This is a genomic window from Cellulosimicrobium funkei, from assembly GCF_001019615.1.
Taxonomy (GTDB): Bacteria; Actinomycetota; Actinomycetes; order Actinomycetales; family Cellulomonadaceae; genus Cellulosimicrobium; species Cellulosimicrobium cellulans_E.
The window spans coordinates 44,183-59,211 of record NZ_JNBQ01000022.1 but is presented as its reverse complement, the minus strand read 5'-3'; the positions used below and the strand labels follow the sequence as shown (position 1 = coordinate 59,211).

Below are 15,029 nucleotides of genomic sequence, written 5' to 3'. Positions count from 1 at the left end.
GGACGTCGTGCCGCCCGGGCCTGACCTCGGCGGCGGTACCGCTCCGCTACTGTGCCGAGGACGTTCGGGGTCGGGCCGGTCAGCGGGCCTGCGGGCCGCCCTTCGCGGCCTTGCGCAGCGACTTCTCGCTCCGCGGCTCGTCGCCGCTCGCGCGCAGGCGCCGGTAGTAGTCGCGCGCCTCGTCCTGGCGCTCCTTCTCGATGCCGGTCGCGATCGTCGCGCGCAGGTGCTCGGGGCCGTAGCCCCACGCGTCGACGAGGTCCTGCGCGTGGGGGCGCAGCCGGTCGATGAGGCGGTCCAGGTAGCTCGTGACCGTCCGGGCGCGCTGCGCCGAGAGGCGGCCGTTGAGCAGGTACCACGCGAGGTGGCGCTCGACGAGGCTCAGGCCGAACAGGTCGCGGACCGTCGTGAGGACCTCGCGCGTGCCCGCGTCCTCGATCGTCTCGAGCGCCTGCGTGAAGGCCTCCCAGCGCAGCAGCTCCGCGTGGGCGCGGGCGGCCTCGACGAGCTCGACCTGGTGGGCGTTGAACAGGTTCGTCGCCGTCTCGGGGTCGGCCTTCTGCGCGGGGCGCAGGGCCTGCGCGACGTCGGCGACCATCGTCTCGACCCGGTCGGTGAGCAGCGCGCGCTGCGTCTCGGGGTCGCGCAGGTGGCCGGCGGCGCGGCGCGGGTCCCCGACGTCGGCGAGCGCCTGCGCCGCGCGCTTGAGCGGCGTGCGGTGCAGCGCCATGTCGCCCGCGCGCTCGACGACGACGCGCGCCATCTGGCCCGGGGTGATGCCCTTGAACTGCTTGCCGTAGTCGGCGAGCAGGCGCTTGGCGACGAGCTGGAGCAGGACCGTGTTGTCGCCCTCGAACGTCGCGTAGACGTCGAGGTCCGCGCGCAGGCTCGTGATGCGGTTGGTCGTGAGGAAGCCCGCCCCGCCGCACGCCTCGCGCGTCTCCTGGAGCACGTCGAGCGCGAACCGCGTGCTGGTGGCCTTGAGCGCGGCGGCCGTCGTCTCGAGGTCCTCCCGCTGCTCCGGGGTGTCCTCCTCGCCCGAGAACACGGAGTGGAACAGGTCGAGCAGGCGGTCGTGCGCGAAGTGCGCGGCGTACGTCTCGGCGATCGGCACGATCAGGCGCCTCTTGTGCGTGCCGTAGTCGAGGAGCACGACCTCCTCGGTCGCGCTCGCGCCCGTGAACTGACGGCGCTCGTTCGCGTACCGCACGGCGATGGCGAGGCCGAGCTTCGACGCGGTGACCGCGGCTCCGTCGAGCGACACGCGCCCCTGCACGAGCGAGCCGAGCATCGTGAAGAACCGGCGTCCCGGGCTCTCGATCGGGCTCGAGTACGTGCCGTCCGCATCGACCGAGCCGTAGCGGGCGAGCAGGTCCGCGCGCGGGACCCGCACGTGGTCGAAGTGCAGGCGGCCGTTGTCGATGCCGTTGAGCCCGCCCTTCTGCCCGTCGTCCTCGCCGCCCACGCCGGGCAGGAACGGCAGGCGACCGAGCTCGTCGCGCTCGCCCGCGGTGTCGCGGATCGGCACGTAGAACGCGTGCACGCCGTGGTTGACGTTCTGCGTGATCAGCTGCGCGAACACGACCGCGGCCACGCCGTGCACGCCCGCGTTCCCCAGGTAGTCCTTCCACGCCCCGCGGAACGGGGTGTGGATGACGAACTCCTCGGTCTCCGGGTCGTAGGTCGCCGTGGTCGCGATGCTCGCGACGTCGGACCCGTGGCCGATCTCCGTCATCGCGAACGCGCCGGGCACGGAGAGGTCCATCGCGCCCGGGAGGAGGCGGTCCTGCTGCTCGGGGGTGCCGAGGTGCAGGATCGCCGCACCGAACAGGCCCCACTGGACGCCCGCCTTGATCTGGAGCGACGGGTCGGCCGCGACCAGCTCCTCGAACCCGGCGAGGTTGCCGCCCGCGTCGTCGGCGCCGCCGAGGCGCTCGGGATACCCGCGCCAGACCTGCCCCTTGCCGACGAGCAGGCGCATCTGCTCCAGCACGCGCTCGCGGTGCTCGCGCAGGGTCAGGCCCTCGATGCGCTGGAACGCCTCCTCGCCCGCGGTGGCGCGCGCCGTCGCGCGCAGGTCGGCCCACCGGCCGAGCAGGAGCTTCTCGAGGGAGGCGACGTCGACGCGGGCGTCGCCCTGCGGCGTCGTGCTCGCGTCACCCGTGGTCGACGCGCGCTGGACGAGGGCGGGACGGTCGGACGTGGCGGTCATGGGATCTCCTTGAGGTCTGAGGCGGTCGCCGGGTGCTCAGGGCGGTCGGTGACGGGGCGGTGGACGCCGTCGCGACGGGTCGCGGGCGCCGTGGGCCGTTCGTCGTGGGAGCGGGGGGTACCCGGGTTGTGGGAGAGGACGCCGACGGGCCCGGCCCAGAGCCAGGCGGCGACGCGCTCGGTGAGCTGCTCACGGTCGGGGACGTCGGCCCGGTCGCGGTGGCCGAGCCACCACTCGCCGGCGCCGCGCACGAACCCGACGGCACCCGCGGCCCACGCCGCGGCGTCGGCGGGCGAGACGTCGGTGACGCGCGCGAACGGCTCGGCGACGAGCTCGATCACCGAGTCGAGGAACGCCGCGAGGGGCGCGCGGCTCGCGCCGGCGGCCCCGTTGGTGATGCCGCTCGCGGCGAGCTGCGCGGCGGGCTCCTCCGTCCCCGCGACGGCGCTCGTCCGGGTGACGAAGTAGTACACGTTGGGCGAGCTCTCGATCATCTCGAGGTAGACGCCGACCATCGCGCGCAGCGCGCGCTTGGGCGTCTCGGCCGACTCGGCCGCGTGGGTCAGCGCGTCGTGCATCTGCCCCACGACGGCGGAGCCGAGCGCGACCTGGAGGCCGGTCTTGTCGTCGAAGTAGCGGTAGATGATCGACTTCGACGTCCCCGACGCCGCCGCGATCTCGTCCATGGAGACCCCGGGACCTCCGCGGTGCACGGCCTTGCTCGCCGCCCGGATGAGCTCCGCGCGGCGTGCCGCCCGGTGCTCGTCCCAGCGGGTCGACCGGCCGTCCACCGCCGCGCCCGGCTGCACCCGTCCTCGGGTGGCCGCTCGCGCGTCGGCACCTGTGTTCACGTCGCCCTCCGTTGCGCCCGACCTCGATGTCGTCGGTGCCTGGTCCTCCGGCACCGTGTCGGGGCAGGGCACGGCCCTGTGACCCGACTCACGAAACCGAGAGTATCAGGTACTCTTGGTATTGGACACCAGCCGGCCCTCTCCCTCGCCTCCGCGCGGCATCGACTGCGGCATCGCCGTCGAACTCGCGCAGGGGCTCCCTCCCCGGGCCGGGACCGACGCAGCGCAGCGAGCACGGACAGGAAGTGAGGCACAGTGGCCAACCGCACCAGCCCCCGCCAGACCCCCGAGCAGTCCTCCGAGAGGGCCCCCGAGCAGGCTCCGACGACCAGCGCCCCCGGCGCCCCCCGCGACGCGTGGGTCGTGGGCGGGAACCGCATCCCGTTCGCCCGCGCGGGCAAGAAGTACTCCTCGGCGAGCAACCAGGAGATGTTCACGGCCGCGCTCGAGGGCCTCGTCGCGCGCTTCGGCCTCCAGGGAGAGCGGCTCGGCGAGGTCGTCGGTGGCGCGGTGCTCAAGCACTCGCGCGACTTCAACCTCGTCCGCGAGTCGGTGCTCGGCTCGTCCCTCTCCCCCGAGACCCCCGCGTACGACCTGCAGCAGGCGTGCGCGACCGGCCTCGAGGCGACGATCACCGTCGCGAACAAGATCCGCCTCGGCCAGATCGAGTCGGGCGTCGCGGGCGGCTCCGACACCGTGTCCGACGCGCCGATCGCCGTGAGCGAGGGCCTGCGCCGGGCGCTGCTCGAGGCGAGCCACGCCAAGACGTTCGGCCAGCGCGTCAAGGCGTTCACCAAGGTGCGCCCCTCCGACCTCGCCCCCCTGACCCCCGCGACCGACGAGCCGCGCACCGGCCTGTCCATGGGTGAGCACCAGGCGATCACGACGGCGCGCTGGGGCATCACGCGCGAGGCGCAGGACGAGCTCGCGCTCGCGAGCCACGAGCACCTCGCGGCCGCGTGGGACGCCGGCTTCTTCGACGACCTCGTCACCCCGTTCCGCGGGCTCGTGCGCGACGACAACCTCCGTACGGACTCGTCGCTCGAGAAGCTCGCCGCGCTCAAGCCGGTGTACGGCAAGCGCCTCTCGGGCAGCGCCGACGACGCCGAGCCGACCATGACGGCGGGCAACTCGACCCCGCTCACCGACGGCGCCTCGACCGTCCTCCTCGCCTCGGCCGAGTGGGCGCGCGAGCGTGACCTCCCGCTGCTCGCGCGCGTCGTCGACGCCGAGACCGCGGCCGTCGACTTCGTGCACGGTCACGAGGGCCTGCTCATGGCGCCGGCCCACGCCGTCCCGCGCCTGCTCGCGCGCAACGGCCTCGCGCTCGCCGACTTCGACCTCTACGAGATCCACGAGGCGTTCGCCTCCACGGTCCTCACGACGCTCAAGGCCTGGGAGGACGACGAGTACTGCCGCACCGAGCTCGGTCTCGACGGCGCGCTCGGGTCGATCGACCGCTCGCGCCTCAACGTCAACGGGTCCTCGCTCGCCGCGGGCCACCCGTTCGCCGCGACCGGCGGCCGCATCGTCGCGACGGCGGCCAAGCTCCTCGCCGCGAAGACCGCCGAGACCGGCGCCCCGGCGCGGGCGCTCATCTCCGTGTGCGCCGCGGGAGGCCTCGGCGTCGCCGCGATCCTCGAGTCCGTCCCCGCGACCGACGCCCCCGCCTGACGGCCCGACGACCCGAGAGGAACCACCGTGACCGACTCCTACGTCCAGGCCGTCAACTCCGGCTTCACGAAGACGCTCGCCAAGAAGCTCGGCCTCCCGCGCCCCGCGGTCCTGCGCCGCTTCCGTGCGGGCGACCCCCTCACCGTCGGGCCCGTGCTCGTGCTCGGCGGCACGCCGGGGGTGCGCGACGACGCCGACCGCGTCGCCGAGGCCCTGCTCGCCTGGGACCTCGACGTCCGCCAGACCCCGGACGACACGACCCGCTGGGGCGCGGTCGTCGTCGTGCTCAGCGGGATCGAGCGTCCGGAGGACGCGTCCGCGCCCGTCATGGCGCTCTCCGCGACGCTCCGGCGGCTCGCGCCGAACGGCCGCGTCGTGACGATCTCGCGCGCCCCCGCCGAGAGCGACTCCCCCGAGCTCGCCGCCGCCCGCGAGGGTGTCGACGGGTTCCTGCGCTCCGTCGCCAAGGAGCTCCGCTACGGCGCGACCGGCAACGGCATCCAGGTGACCGACGACGCCCCGGTCGACAGCCCGAGCGTCCTCGCGACCCTCCGCTTCTTCCTGTCCGCCAGGTCCGCGTTCGTCGACGGCCAGCTCCTCCAGGTCGACGCCGGCGCACCGAGCGCCCAGGGTTCACCCTCGGCAGACCAGGGTTCCACCTCGGCCGGTGAGACGGCCGCCGGAGCCGACCCGAGCACCCACGCCGGCGTGTCCGACCAGCCGCTCGCCGGCAAGGTCGCAGTCGTCACGGGCGCGGCGCGCGGGATCGGGGCGCAGGTCGCGCGGACGCTCGCGCGCGACGGCGCGAAGGTCGTCGTGGTGGACGTGCCCGCGGCGGGCGAGGCGCTCGCCAAGGTCGCGAACGAGATCAAGGGCACGGCGCTCCAGCTCGACGTGACCGCCGACGACGCGGGCGCGCGCATCCTCGAGCACGCCCGCGCGCGGCACGGCGGGCTCGACATCCTGGTGCACAACGCGGGCATCCTGCGCGACAAGCTGCTCGCCAACATGTCGGCGGACAAGTGGGACGCGGTGGTCGCGGTGAACCTCGCCGCGCAGCTCCGGATCACCGAGTACCTCCTCGGCGCGAACGGGTTCTCCTCCGCGCCGCGCATCGTGTCGCTCGCGTCGACGAGCGGCATCGCGGGCAACCGCGGCCAGGCGAACTACGCGTTCTCGAAGGCAGGCGTCATCGGGCACACGCGCGCGTTCGCGCGCCGGCTCGCGGCGTCGGGCGGTCCGGGCGGGACGGCGAACGCCGTCGCGCCGGGGTTCATCGAGACGGACATGACGGCGTCGATCCCGTTCGTCCAGCGCGAGGTCGCGCGGCGCGTCGCGTCGCTCCAGCAGGGCGGTCAGCCCGTCGACGTGGCCGAGGCGATCGCGTTCCTCGCGTCGCCCGCGGCCGCGGGCGTGAACGGGCAGGTGCTGCGCGTGTGCGGGCAGAACGTGGTGGGCCGGTGACGGCGCCCGACGGCACCGCGGCCGGCCCGGCGCGCGTCGCGCCCGCGCGCGTCGAGACCCTGCCCACGATCCCCGGGCTCGGCGGCCTGTACGTGCGCGGGCTCGCGGCGTCGGGCCGGATCGCGGCGGCGCACCGCCTCCCCGCGGGCGGCGGGCGTCGTGACCTGGAGCTGCCCGAGGTCACGTACCGCGTCGCGGGCGTGCCGACGGGCGACGCCGCCGCGCCCGGCCACGTGGGCAGCGCCGCGCACCTCGCGCGGTACGCGCGGCTCGTGGGCGAGGCCCCGTCGGAGGTCCTGCCCGCCGGGTACCTGCACGTGCTCGGCTTCCCCCTCGCGACGGCCGTCATGGTCCGGACCGACTTCCCGCTGCCGCTGCTCGGCATGGTGCACCTCGCGAACTCGGTGTCCGTGCTGCGTCCGGTGCGGCTCGGGGACACGCTCGAGGTGCGCGCCTGGGCCGAGCGGCTGCGTCCGCACCGGCGCGGGGTCCAGGTGGACCTGGTCACGGAGGTCGCCGTCGAGCGCACCGACGAGGAGCGCGCGTCCGGGAGCGGGCTGTCGGCGACGACGCTCGCCTACCGGGGCGTCTCGACGTACCTCGCGAAGGGCGTCACGCTCCCGGGCGGCCCGGTGGACGAGGACGCCACCGCGGCGTCGGGCACCGAGGCGTTCGTCCCCCCGCTCCCGACGGCGCGCTGGTCGCTCGGCGCGGGGACCGGTCGCGCGTACGCGGCCGTCTCGGGCGACCGCAACCCGATCCACACGTCGGGGCTCGGTGCCAAGGCGTTCGGGTTCCCGCGCCCCATCGCGCACGGGATGTACACCGCCGCGCGGGCGCTCGCCGAGGCGGGGCCGCGACGTGGCGACACGTACGACTGGACCGTCACGTTCGCGAAGCCGGTCCTGCTGCCGAGCACGGTCGACGTGGCGCTGCGCCCCGCGGGCGACGTTCCTGCCGCGGTGCGGGACGCCGTCGGGCAGGTCGCCCCGGCCGAGCCCGACGGCGCGGGCGACCCGACGACGGGCGTCGTCTACCAGGCGTGGGACGGCAAGGGCCGGTTGCACCTCTCGGGTCGGGTCACGCCTCGCTCCTGACGAGTCGCGTCGCCGCCCGGGCCGACCGGCGCGCCTGCCGGACGGCCCGGGCGTGGTCACGCACGTCGCGCCCCAGCGCGGCGCACACCGACGTGACCTCGACGGCGGCCGCGAACAGCGACCCGAGAACGGCTGCGGCCCAGTACGGGCTCGCGACGGGGAGCAGCATCGTGAGCCACGCGACGGCACCGAGGTCGGGCGGTTCGTGGTGCATGGCGTGCGGCCCCCTTCGTCGACGCCCTCGACGCTCGGGGCGTGTCGCACGCTAGCGGTGCACGGGCCTCCCCGAACCGTTGTCCACAGGCTCCGTCGGTGCGGAGCCCACGAGCGCGTCGAGGCGCGCGAGCAGGCCGTCGCGGACGGTCGGCCACTCGTCGAGCAGGATCGAGAAGTAGGCGGTGTCCTGGCGCGACCCGTCGGGTGCGACGCGGTGGCTGCGCAGCACGCCCTCGGGCACGGCGCCCAGGCGCAGGATCGCGCCGATGGAGCGGCTGTTGCGGGCGTCCGCCCGCAACGCGACGCGCGCGACGCCGAGGTCCTCGAACGCGTGCCGCAGCAGCAGGTACTTGCACGCCGGGTTCGTCACGCCGCCCCACCACTCGCGCGCGTAGAACGTCGAGCCCAGCTCGACCCTGCCCTGCGACGGCACCCACTCGTAGAGCGACGTCGAGCCGCGGACGACCTCCGCGCCGTCGGACGCGTCACCGGACCCCGCGCCGACGACGGCGAACGCGAGCCGACCGGGGGCGGCGACGGCGTCGCGGACGTAGCCGCTCATCGCGTCGGTCCCAGCGGGCACGCGGCTCGACATGCCGGCCCAGATGCCGTCGTCGACGAGCGCGCCGAGCGCGGGGGCGTGGCTCTCGTCGAGCGGGACGAGGCGGACGCCGAAGCCTTCGAGAGTGGTGTCGTGCTGCACCCGCACATCCCACCACACGCCGGGTGCCCGACCGCGTGCGAGTGACCCGGCACGTGCCTACGGTCGAGCACGTACCGACGAGAGGAGCACTCATGGGACTCGGAGACAAGGCCAAGCACGCCGCCGAGGAGGCGGGTGGCAAGCTCAAGGAAGGCGCGGGCAAGCTCACGGACAACGAGCGGCTCGAGGCCGAGGGCAAGAAGGACCAGGCCAAGGCCGACGTGAAGCAGGCGGGCGACGACGTCAAGGACGCGTTCGACCGCTAGTCACCGCCCCTGATCTGCTCGCGAGGGCTCCGCTGCGGCGGGGCCCTCGCGGCGTTCTCGGGGCCTGCTCGCGGACCGCCCGGTCACGACGCCGCGAGCGGCAGGTCCACCCGCGGCAGCGGTGGCGCCAGCACGGGCACGACGCGCGGGGCGTTGATCCGCTCCAGCAGTCCGACCTCGACGGTGGGCCACTCGGGCGCGAGGATCGAGAACATCACGGAGTCGGCGCGCGTCCCGTCCGGGGCGGTGCGGTGGCCGCGCATGACGCCCTCCTCGTACGCCCCGAGCCGGCGCATGGCCCCGAGCGAGCGCGTGTTGCGCGTGTCGACGCGGAAGCCGACGCGGTGCACGTCCCACGTCTCGAACGCGTGCCGCAGCAGCAGCCACTTGGTCACGGGGTTGACGAGGCTCCCCCACGTGGAGCGGGCGTAGAACGTCCGGCCGACCTCGACCCGGCGGTCGACGAGCGACAGGTCGCGGAACGCCGTGCTGCCGAGGACGTCACCGGGGGCCCCGTCGGGTCCGGCGGCGCGCACGACGAAGCCCGTCAGGTCGGGGGCGGCGCGTGTCGCGGCCACCAGCTCGGCCATCCCCGCGACCCCGAAGGGCATGGGGATGCTCATGCCTGACCACATCGCCTCGTCGACGAGGCCGGCCAGTGTCTCAGCGTGCTCCAGGGCCAGCGGTTCCAGGCGGAAACCGTGCCCCGAGAGGACGACGTCGTGCAGCACAGCGCATATCAGAGCACACGCGGACGACGCCGCCAAGAGGGTTCGTCGACGTCGTGGACAACGCTCGTCGACGGCTCGGTGAACGGCTGTCCCGGCGGTCCCGCCGGCGCCGGGTCAGACGGCGGGGCCGCACCCCGCGGCGTCGGCGAGGAAGCCCGCCGCGGCGGTCGCGAAGAGGCCTTCGAGACCCGAGCCCACGGGCACCGGGCGCGGGTCGTCGGCCACGGCCCAGCAGCCGTCGACGACCTCGTAGCGCGTCGCAGGGCCCTGCTCCACGTACGACCGCACGGCCTCGACGAGCCGGACGACGTCCGCACCCGTCGTCCCGACGCCCACCGAGGCGCGGATCGCGCCCGCGTCGTAGCCGAGGCGCGCGAGCAGCGGGTGCGCGCAGAACCGGCCGTCGCGCACCCCAATGCCGTGCTCGGCGGAGAGGTACGCGGCGACGAGGCCCGGGTCGTGACCGTCGACGGAGAACGTGACGACCCCGACCGGGTCGACGGCGTCCTCCCAGACCCGCACGACCCGCACGCCGGGGACCGCCTCCAGCCCGGCGACGAGCGCCGCGCGGAGCGTCGCCTCGTGCACGTGGAGGTCGGCGGGGTCGAGCGCGGCGAGCGCGTCGCACGCCGCCGCGAGCGCCGCGGCACCCACGACGTTGGGCGACCCGGCCTCGTGGCGCGCGGGCGCCGTCTGCCACTGCGTCCCCGTGACGGCGACCTGCCGCACCGCGCCGCCCCCGGCGAGGTACGGCGTGCCCGCGTCGAGCCAGTCGCGACGGCCCACGAGCGCGCCCGCGCCGAACGGCGCGTACGTCTTGTGGCCGGAGAACGCGACGTAGTCGACGTCCGAGGCGGCGAGCGAGAAGCCGCGGTGCGGGACGAGCTGGGCGCCGTCGAGGACGACGCGCGCCCCGGCGTCGTGCGCGATCCGCACGACGTCCGCGACGGGCAGCGACTCGCCCGTGACGTTCGACGCGCCGGTCACGGCGACCAGGGCGTACGGGAAGCGCGCGAGCTCGGTGCGCAAGCCGGACAGCGTCTCCGCGACGGACGCGCCGCCGGCGAGGACCGTCGCGCCGCCCGCGCGCTGCCACGGCAGCAGGTTCGCGTGGTGCTCGACGTCGAGGACGAGCACGCGCCCGGGAGTCCCGTCCGCGTTCGCCGGGACGCAGCCCGCGAGCAGGTTGAGCGAGTCGGTGGTGTTGCGCGTGACGACCGTGACGTCGTCCTCGCGGGCGCCGACGAACGCGCCGATCGTGCGTCGCGACGCCTCGTAGAGCGCCGTGGAGACCTGCGAGAGGTAGCCCGCACCGCGGTGCACGCTCGCGTAGAGCGGCAGCACCTCGGTCACGCGGTCCGCGACCGAGCGCAGCGCCGGGGCCGAGGCCGCGACGTCGAGGTTCGCGTAGGGGACGCTACGGCCGTCGACGAGCGGGACGAGCGTGTCCGCGCCGACGACGAGCAGCAGGGCGGGTGCGTCGGCGACCGCCGCGAGGTCGGGGGCTCCCGAGACCTCGGTCGGACACGAGACGTCGGCGAGAGCAGTCATGGCACAGTCCTCCGAGGGCGGTCCGGGGACGGTGATCCCCGCGCTTGCCGCGCGCCGGTCGGCGTACGGCCTGGTCGTCACCCGGGGCACCCCGCCGCGAGAGGAGGGTTGCCGGCCAGCAAACCGGGGTTTCACGCTGGCACTCATGACCTGCGTCCCAGGATGTGCGCGCGGGACGCGCCGTGTCAACCGGTGGTCAGGGCGTCTCGGATGGCGGGACACAGTCCACGGGCACCTCGAGGCGCCACCCCGACTCGTCGACCTCGAACGCGTCGAGCACCTCGCCGGTGCGGGCGTCGAGCACGACGACGGAGTCGGCAGGCCACTCCGCGGGCTCTCCGAGCATGCCGTTCGGGACGCCCTGGAGCCTCGTACCGTTCACGAACGCCTCGAGCGGCTGCGCCGACCGCGTGCTCACCAGGACCACCTCGGGGTGGGCGACGGCGAACGCGTCGCAGGCGGCGCCGTCGCCGTCGCCGCTCCACCACCCCTCGTAGCCGCCGACGGTGAGCTCCGCGAGGTCTACCGGCTCGCCCACGGTCGCCACGTCGGCGGGTGCCGACCGGGGCGAGAGCGGCGCCGGGGAGCCGACGTCCGGCTCGACCAGGACGATGCGCGCACTCCCGGCCGGGTCGAGGGCGTCGTCCTCCACGGGACGGACGCTCGCCACGCGCGGCGGCGGCTCCTCGTCGCCGGTCGCTACCCACAGCCAGGCGCCCGCGGCGACGACGCCCGCCACCACGACCGCACCCAGCACCCGTCGCCGGCTGGTCCACATCCGGTTCCCCTGCCCGTCGCCCTGCCCGCCGGGACCCCCGCCCGGCCGCGCGGCCACGCTAGCGCGACCGTCCGACGTCGGGCACCCAGCCCACGGGCCGCTCGGCGAGACGGGCGTTCCGCGCGTCGGACGGGTGGCGTACGATCCCGAGCAACCATCCGGAGCGGCCGAGTGACGTGGCACGTCGACGCCGCAGCAACCCCCCGGTCCGTCGCGAGACGGCCGGGCGCAGGGTGCTACTGCCACGATCGATGGAGGAGGACTCATGAGCGACCAGTCCCAGCAGCAGTCGGCATCCCGGCCGGCGCCGCCCGACGCGCGACCCGCCGTCGGCTACGCCGGCGACCTCACCCCCCAGCAGGCGTGGGACCTGCTGACGAGCGACGAGCGCGCCGTCCTCGTGGACGTCCGCACCGAGGGCGAGTGGCGCACCATCGGCGTCCCCGACGCCTCGGACCTCGCCCGCGACGTCGTGTTCGACGAGTGGGTGACCCCGGCCGGGCCCAACCCGCGCTTCCTGGACCAGCTCGTCGAGGCCGGGCTCACCCCCGGCGACGAGCGTCCCGTCGTGTTCCTGTGCCGCTCGGGCCAGCGCTCGATCGGCGCCGCGCGCGCGGCCACGGCCGCCGGGCTCGGGCCGTCGTACAACGTGCTCGAGGGCTTCGAGGGCGCCCAGGGCTTCTCCGGTCTGCGCGACGTCGAGGGCTGGAAGGTCCGCGGCCTGCCCACCACGACCTACGACGAGGCCGCCCGGTGAGCGCCGCGCAGCCCGGGAGCGTGCCCGGCGGCTCCGGCCGCAAGCCCTTGCCCGCGAGCGCTCGCCCCGCGACGCTCGCCGTGCGCGGCGGGCACCACCGCACGGAGTTCCAGGAGACGTCCGAGGCGCTGTTCCTCACGCAGGGCTACACGTACGACCGCGCCGCCGACGCCGAGGCCGCGTTCAAGGGCGAGCTCGACCGGTTCGTCTACTCGCGCTACGGCAACCCGACCGTGCACGCGTTCGAGGAGCGCCTGCGCCTGCTCGAGGGCGCCGAGGCGTGCTACGCGACGGCGTCGGGCATGTCCGCGGTGTTCACGTCGCTCGCCGCCCTCGTGGGTTCCGGGTCGCGGATCGTCGCGGCGCGCGCGCTGTTCGGGTCGAGCATCGTCATCTTCGACGAGATCTTCGCCAAGTGGGGCGTGCGGACGGACTACGTCGACGGGCACGTGCTCTCCCAGTGGGAGGAGGCGCTCTCGACGCCCGCGGACGTCGTGTTCTTCGAGACGCCGTCCAACCCCATGCAGGACATCGTCGACGCGCGGCGCGTGAGCGAGCTCGCGCACGCCGCGGGCGCGGTCGTCGTCCTCGACAACGTGTTCGCGACGCCGCTGCTCCAGAAGCCGCTCGAGCTCGGGGCGGACGTCGTCGTGTACTCGGCGACCAAGCACATCGACGGCCAGGGTCGCGTGCTCGGCGGCGCGATCCTCGGGACCGAGGAGTACGTCACCGGGCCCGTGCAGACGTTCATCCGCAACACGGGGCCTTCGCTCTCGGCGTTCAACGCGTGGGTCCTGCTCAAGGGCCTCGAGACGCTGCCCGTGCGCGTCGCCGCGCAGAACGCCGCCGCGGCGCAGGTCGCCGAGGCGCTCGAGCAGCTCCCCGGCATCGGCCGTGTGCGGTACCCGTTCCTCGCGTCGCACCCGCAGCGCGAGCTCGCGCAGTCGCAGCAGAGCGGCGGCGGGACGGTCGTGACGTTCGACCTCGCCGTCCCCGAGGGCACCGACCCCGAGACGGCGAAGAAGCGCGCGTTCACGTTCCTCGACGCGCTCCAGGTCGTCGACATCTCGAACAACCTCGGAGACGCCAAGTCGCTCGTCACCCACCCGGCCACCACGACGCACCGCAAGCTCGGCCCCGAGGGCCGCGCCGCCGTCGGGATCGCGGAGACGACCGTGCGCCTGTCGGTGGGCCTCGAGGACCCGCTCGACGTCATCGAGGACGTGGAGCAGGCGCTGAACGCCTGACCCTTTCCCGCCGAGCATGCGGTGGTGGCCCGTCCCGGCGTCGGGACGGGCCACGACCACGTGCTCAGCGGGCAGCGGGCAGCGGGTGCATCGTCGACACGTGGCGCTCGGCAAAGGCGTGGACCGGCTGCGCCGACCCTTCGTAGCGTCGGAGGGTGCCCGACGCGATCTTCGACGACCCCCGCCTCGCGGCTCTCTACGACCCGCTCGACCCCGACCGCAGCGACCTCGACGCCTACGTCGCGATCGTCGACGAGCTCGGTGCGCGCCGTGTGCTCGACATCGGGTGCGGCACCGGGACGTTCGCGTGCCTCGTGGCGCAGCGCGGGCTCGACGTGGTCGGCGTGGACCCGGCGGGCGCGTCGCTCGACGTCGCCCGCACGAAGCCGGGCGCCGAGCGCGTGCGCTGGCTGCACGGCGACGCGACGGCGCTCCCCCCGCTCCAGGTCGACCTCGCGACGATGACGGCGAACGTCGCGCAGGTGTTCCTCACCGACGACGCGTGGACCGCGACGCTTCGGGGCGTCCACGACGTGCTCGTGCCGGGCGGATGGCTGGTGCTCGAGACCCGTGTCCCCGCCCGCCGGGCCTGGGAGGGGTGGGTCCGCGAGGTGACGACCACGCGCGTGGAGGTGTCCGACGTCGGCCCGGTCGAGTCGTGGACCGACCTCACCGACGTGTCGCTCCCCTTCGTGTCCTTCCACGACACGACCGTGCTGCCCGACGGCACCACGCTCCACACCGACTCGACGCTGCGCTTCCGGGAGCGCGACGAGGTCGAGACGTCGCTCGTGGCGTGCGGGTTCGAGGTCGTGGACGTCCGGGACGCGCCCGACCGTCCGGGTCGCGAGTGGGTCTTCGTCGCACGGCGCGGCTGAGCGCGCGAAGCGCTCCCACGCGCGTCAGCCGCGACGGTCGCCCAGCACGACGACATCCTCCGGGCGCCCGCCCGACCGTGCGACGTGCGACCGGACCGCGTCCAGCTCGTGCGGCAGCAGCGAGAACGTCACCGACGTCCCGGTGTCGTTCACGTCCCAGAGCAGCGTCCAGTGCTCGTCGAAGCCCGAGCCGCAGATCGTGGAGGGGGCGACGGCGAGGGCGAGGTCGAGCTCGCGGTCGTCGCGCGGGTCGAGCGCGAGCGAGATCGGGGGCTCCCACCCGAAGCGCCGGGCCAGGCGTCCGCGTCGTGCGCGGCGCAGCTCGTCCAAGGCGTGCACCGCGTGCGTCGCGTCCGGTGGCCACGGCTCGTCGGAGTACACGTCGACCTGGAGCCGTGCCACCCGGTCGCGCAGCGCCAGGAGCGCGCCGCGGCACGCGGCCGCGACGGTGCCCGGCGCGGCGCCGTCGGCGATCGTGCACAGCACGGCCGTCGTCCTCCGCTGCCGCATCAGGCCTCCCTCGGGTGCCGGTTCCGCCGGGGCATGCGCGCACGTGCGGTGCGGACACCGTAGTCCCCGGCGACCTGTGGACGGCGGTTCGACG

15 protein-coding genes and 1 riboswitch are annotated in these 15,029 nt (G+C 74.8%); of the genes, 7 read left to right on the top strand and 8 right to left on the bottom strand.

Features of this window, described 5'->3' with window-relative positions; genetic code table 11:
- Positions 1–79: 79 nt before the first annotated feature.
- Both FB00_RS14450 and FB00_RS14445 read right to left on the bottom strand, forming a co-directional pair.
- Positions 80–2,212: an acyl-CoA dehydrogenase gene (locus tag FB00_RS14450; protein WP_047233617.1), complete on the bottom strand. Its 2,133-nt coding sequence runs from the start codon at positions 2,210–2,212 to the stop codon at positions 80–82.
- Positions 2,209–3,063: a TetR/AcrR family transcriptional regulator gene (locus FB00_RS14445; RefSeq protein WP_231581864.1), complete on the bottom strand. Its 855-nt coding sequence runs from the start codon at positions 3,061–3,063 to the stop codon at positions 2,209–2,211. The genes FB00_RS14450 and FB00_RS14445 overlap by 4 nt, the downstream gene beginning before the upstream one ends.
- A 255-nt stretch (positions 3,064–3,318) precedes the next feature.
- On the opposite strand from FB00_RS14445, the gene FB00_RS14440 reads away from it, so the two are divergent.
- From FB00_RS14440 to FB00_RS14430, 3 genes are read left to right on the top strand one after another with little or no spacing between them, the layout of a single operon-like run.
- A complete protein-coding gene (locus FB00_RS14440) occupies positions 3,319–4,737 on the top strand; it encodes an acetyl-CoA C-acetyltransferase (RefSeq protein ID WP_082141340.1) in 1,419 nt (472 codons plus the stop codon).
- A 27-nt stretch (positions 4,738–4,764) separates the two neighbouring features.
- Positions 4,765–6,201, top strand: coding sequence for a 3-oxoacyl-ACP reductase (locus tag FB00_RS14435; protein WP_047233615.1), 1,437 nt, complete (start codon positions 4,765–4,767; stop codon positions 6,199–6,201).
- Entirely contained in the window at positions 6,198–7,298 is a 1,101-nt protein-coding gene (locus FB00_RS14430) for a MaoC/PaaZ C-terminal domain-containing protein (RefSeq protein ID WP_052877694.1), read from the top strand. Before FB00_RS14435 ends, FB00_RS14430 begins: the two co-directional genes overlap by 4 nt.
- Here FB00_RS14430 and FB00_RS14425 read toward each other — a convergent pair.
- Entirely contained in the window at positions 7,282–7,512 is a 231-nt protein-coding gene (locus tag FB00_RS14425) for a hypothetical protein (protein WP_047233614.1), read from the bottom strand. The genes FB00_RS14430 and FB00_RS14425 overlap by 17 nt on opposite strands.
- Positions 7,513–7,563: 51 nt before the next feature.
- Positions 7,564–8,217, bottom strand: a complete 654-nt coding sequence (locus FB00_RS14420) for a GNAT family N-acetyltransferase (protein WP_047233634.1) — start codon at positions 8,215–8,217, stop codon at positions 7,564–7,566.
- A 92-nt stretch (positions 8,218–8,309) separates the two neighbouring features.
- On the opposite strand from FB00_RS14420, the gene FB00_RS14415 reads away from it, so the two are divergent.
- Positions 8,310–8,483: a CsbD family protein gene (locus FB00_RS14415; RefSeq protein ID WP_047233613.1), complete on the top strand. Its 174-nt coding sequence runs from the start codon at positions 8,310–8,312 to the stop codon at positions 8,481–8,483.
- A gap of 83 nt (positions 8,484–8,566) precedes the next feature.
- On the opposite strand, the gene FB00_RS14410 is transcribed toward FB00_RS14415, so the two are convergent.
- The 3 genes from FB00_RS14410 to FB00_RS14400 form a co-directional block, all read right to left on the bottom strand.
- Positions 8,567–9,214: a GNAT family N-acetyltransferase gene (locus FB00_RS14410; RefSeq protein WP_082141339.1), complete on the bottom strand. Its 648-nt coding sequence runs from the start codon at positions 9,212–9,214 to the stop codon at positions 8,567–8,569.
- 114 nt (positions 9,215–9,328) lie between these two features.
- Entirely contained in the window at positions 9,329–10,765 is a 1,437-nt protein-coding gene (locus FB00_RS14405) for an aminotransferase class V-fold PLP-dependent enzyme (RefSeq protein ID WP_047233612.1), read from the bottom strand.
- 35 nt (positions 10,766–10,800) lie between these two features.
- Positions 10,801–10,916, bottom strand: a riboswitch (SAM riboswitch).
- 45 nt (positions 10,917–10,961) lie between these two features.
- Positions 10,962–11,543 carry a hypothetical protein gene (locus FB00_RS14400; protein WP_197088819.1) on the bottom strand — a complete coding sequence of 194 codons (582 nt, stop codon included), beginning with the start codon at positions 11,541–11,543 and terminating at the stop codon, positions 10,962–10,964.
- Positions 11,544–11,808: 265 nt separating this feature from the next.
- On the opposite strand from FB00_RS14400, the gene FB00_RS14395 reads away from it, so the two are divergent.
- The 3 genes from FB00_RS14395 (at position 11,809) to FB00_RS14385 (ending at position 14,425) form a co-directional block, all read left to right on the top strand.
- Entirely contained in the window at positions 11,809–12,300 is a 492-nt protein-coding gene (locus tag FB00_RS14395) for a rhodanese-like domain-containing protein (protein WP_082141338.1), read from the top strand.
- Complete coding sequence (locus tag FB00_RS14390) at positions 12,297–13,547, top strand: O-succinylhomoserine sulfhydrylase (protein ID WP_197088818.1); 1,251 nt, start codon at positions 12,297–12,299, stop codon at positions 13,545–13,547. The genes FB00_RS14395 and FB00_RS14390 overlap by 4 nt, the downstream gene beginning before the upstream one ends.
- Positions 13,548–13,702: 155 nt before the next feature.
- Positions 13,703–14,425, top strand: coding sequence for a class I SAM-dependent methyltransferase (locus tag FB00_RS14385; RefSeq protein ID WP_047233610.1), 723 nt, complete (start codon positions 13,703–13,705; stop codon positions 14,423–14,425).
- 24 nt (positions 14,426–14,449) lie between these two features.
- Here the strand turns inward: FB00_RS14385 and FB00_RS14380 are convergent, their stop codons facing one another.
- Entirely contained in the window at positions 14,450–14,935 is a 486-nt protein-coding gene (locus FB00_RS14380) for a hypothetical protein (RefSeq protein ID WP_156186418.1), read from the bottom strand.
- Positions 14,936–15,029: the final 94 nt, after the last annotated feature.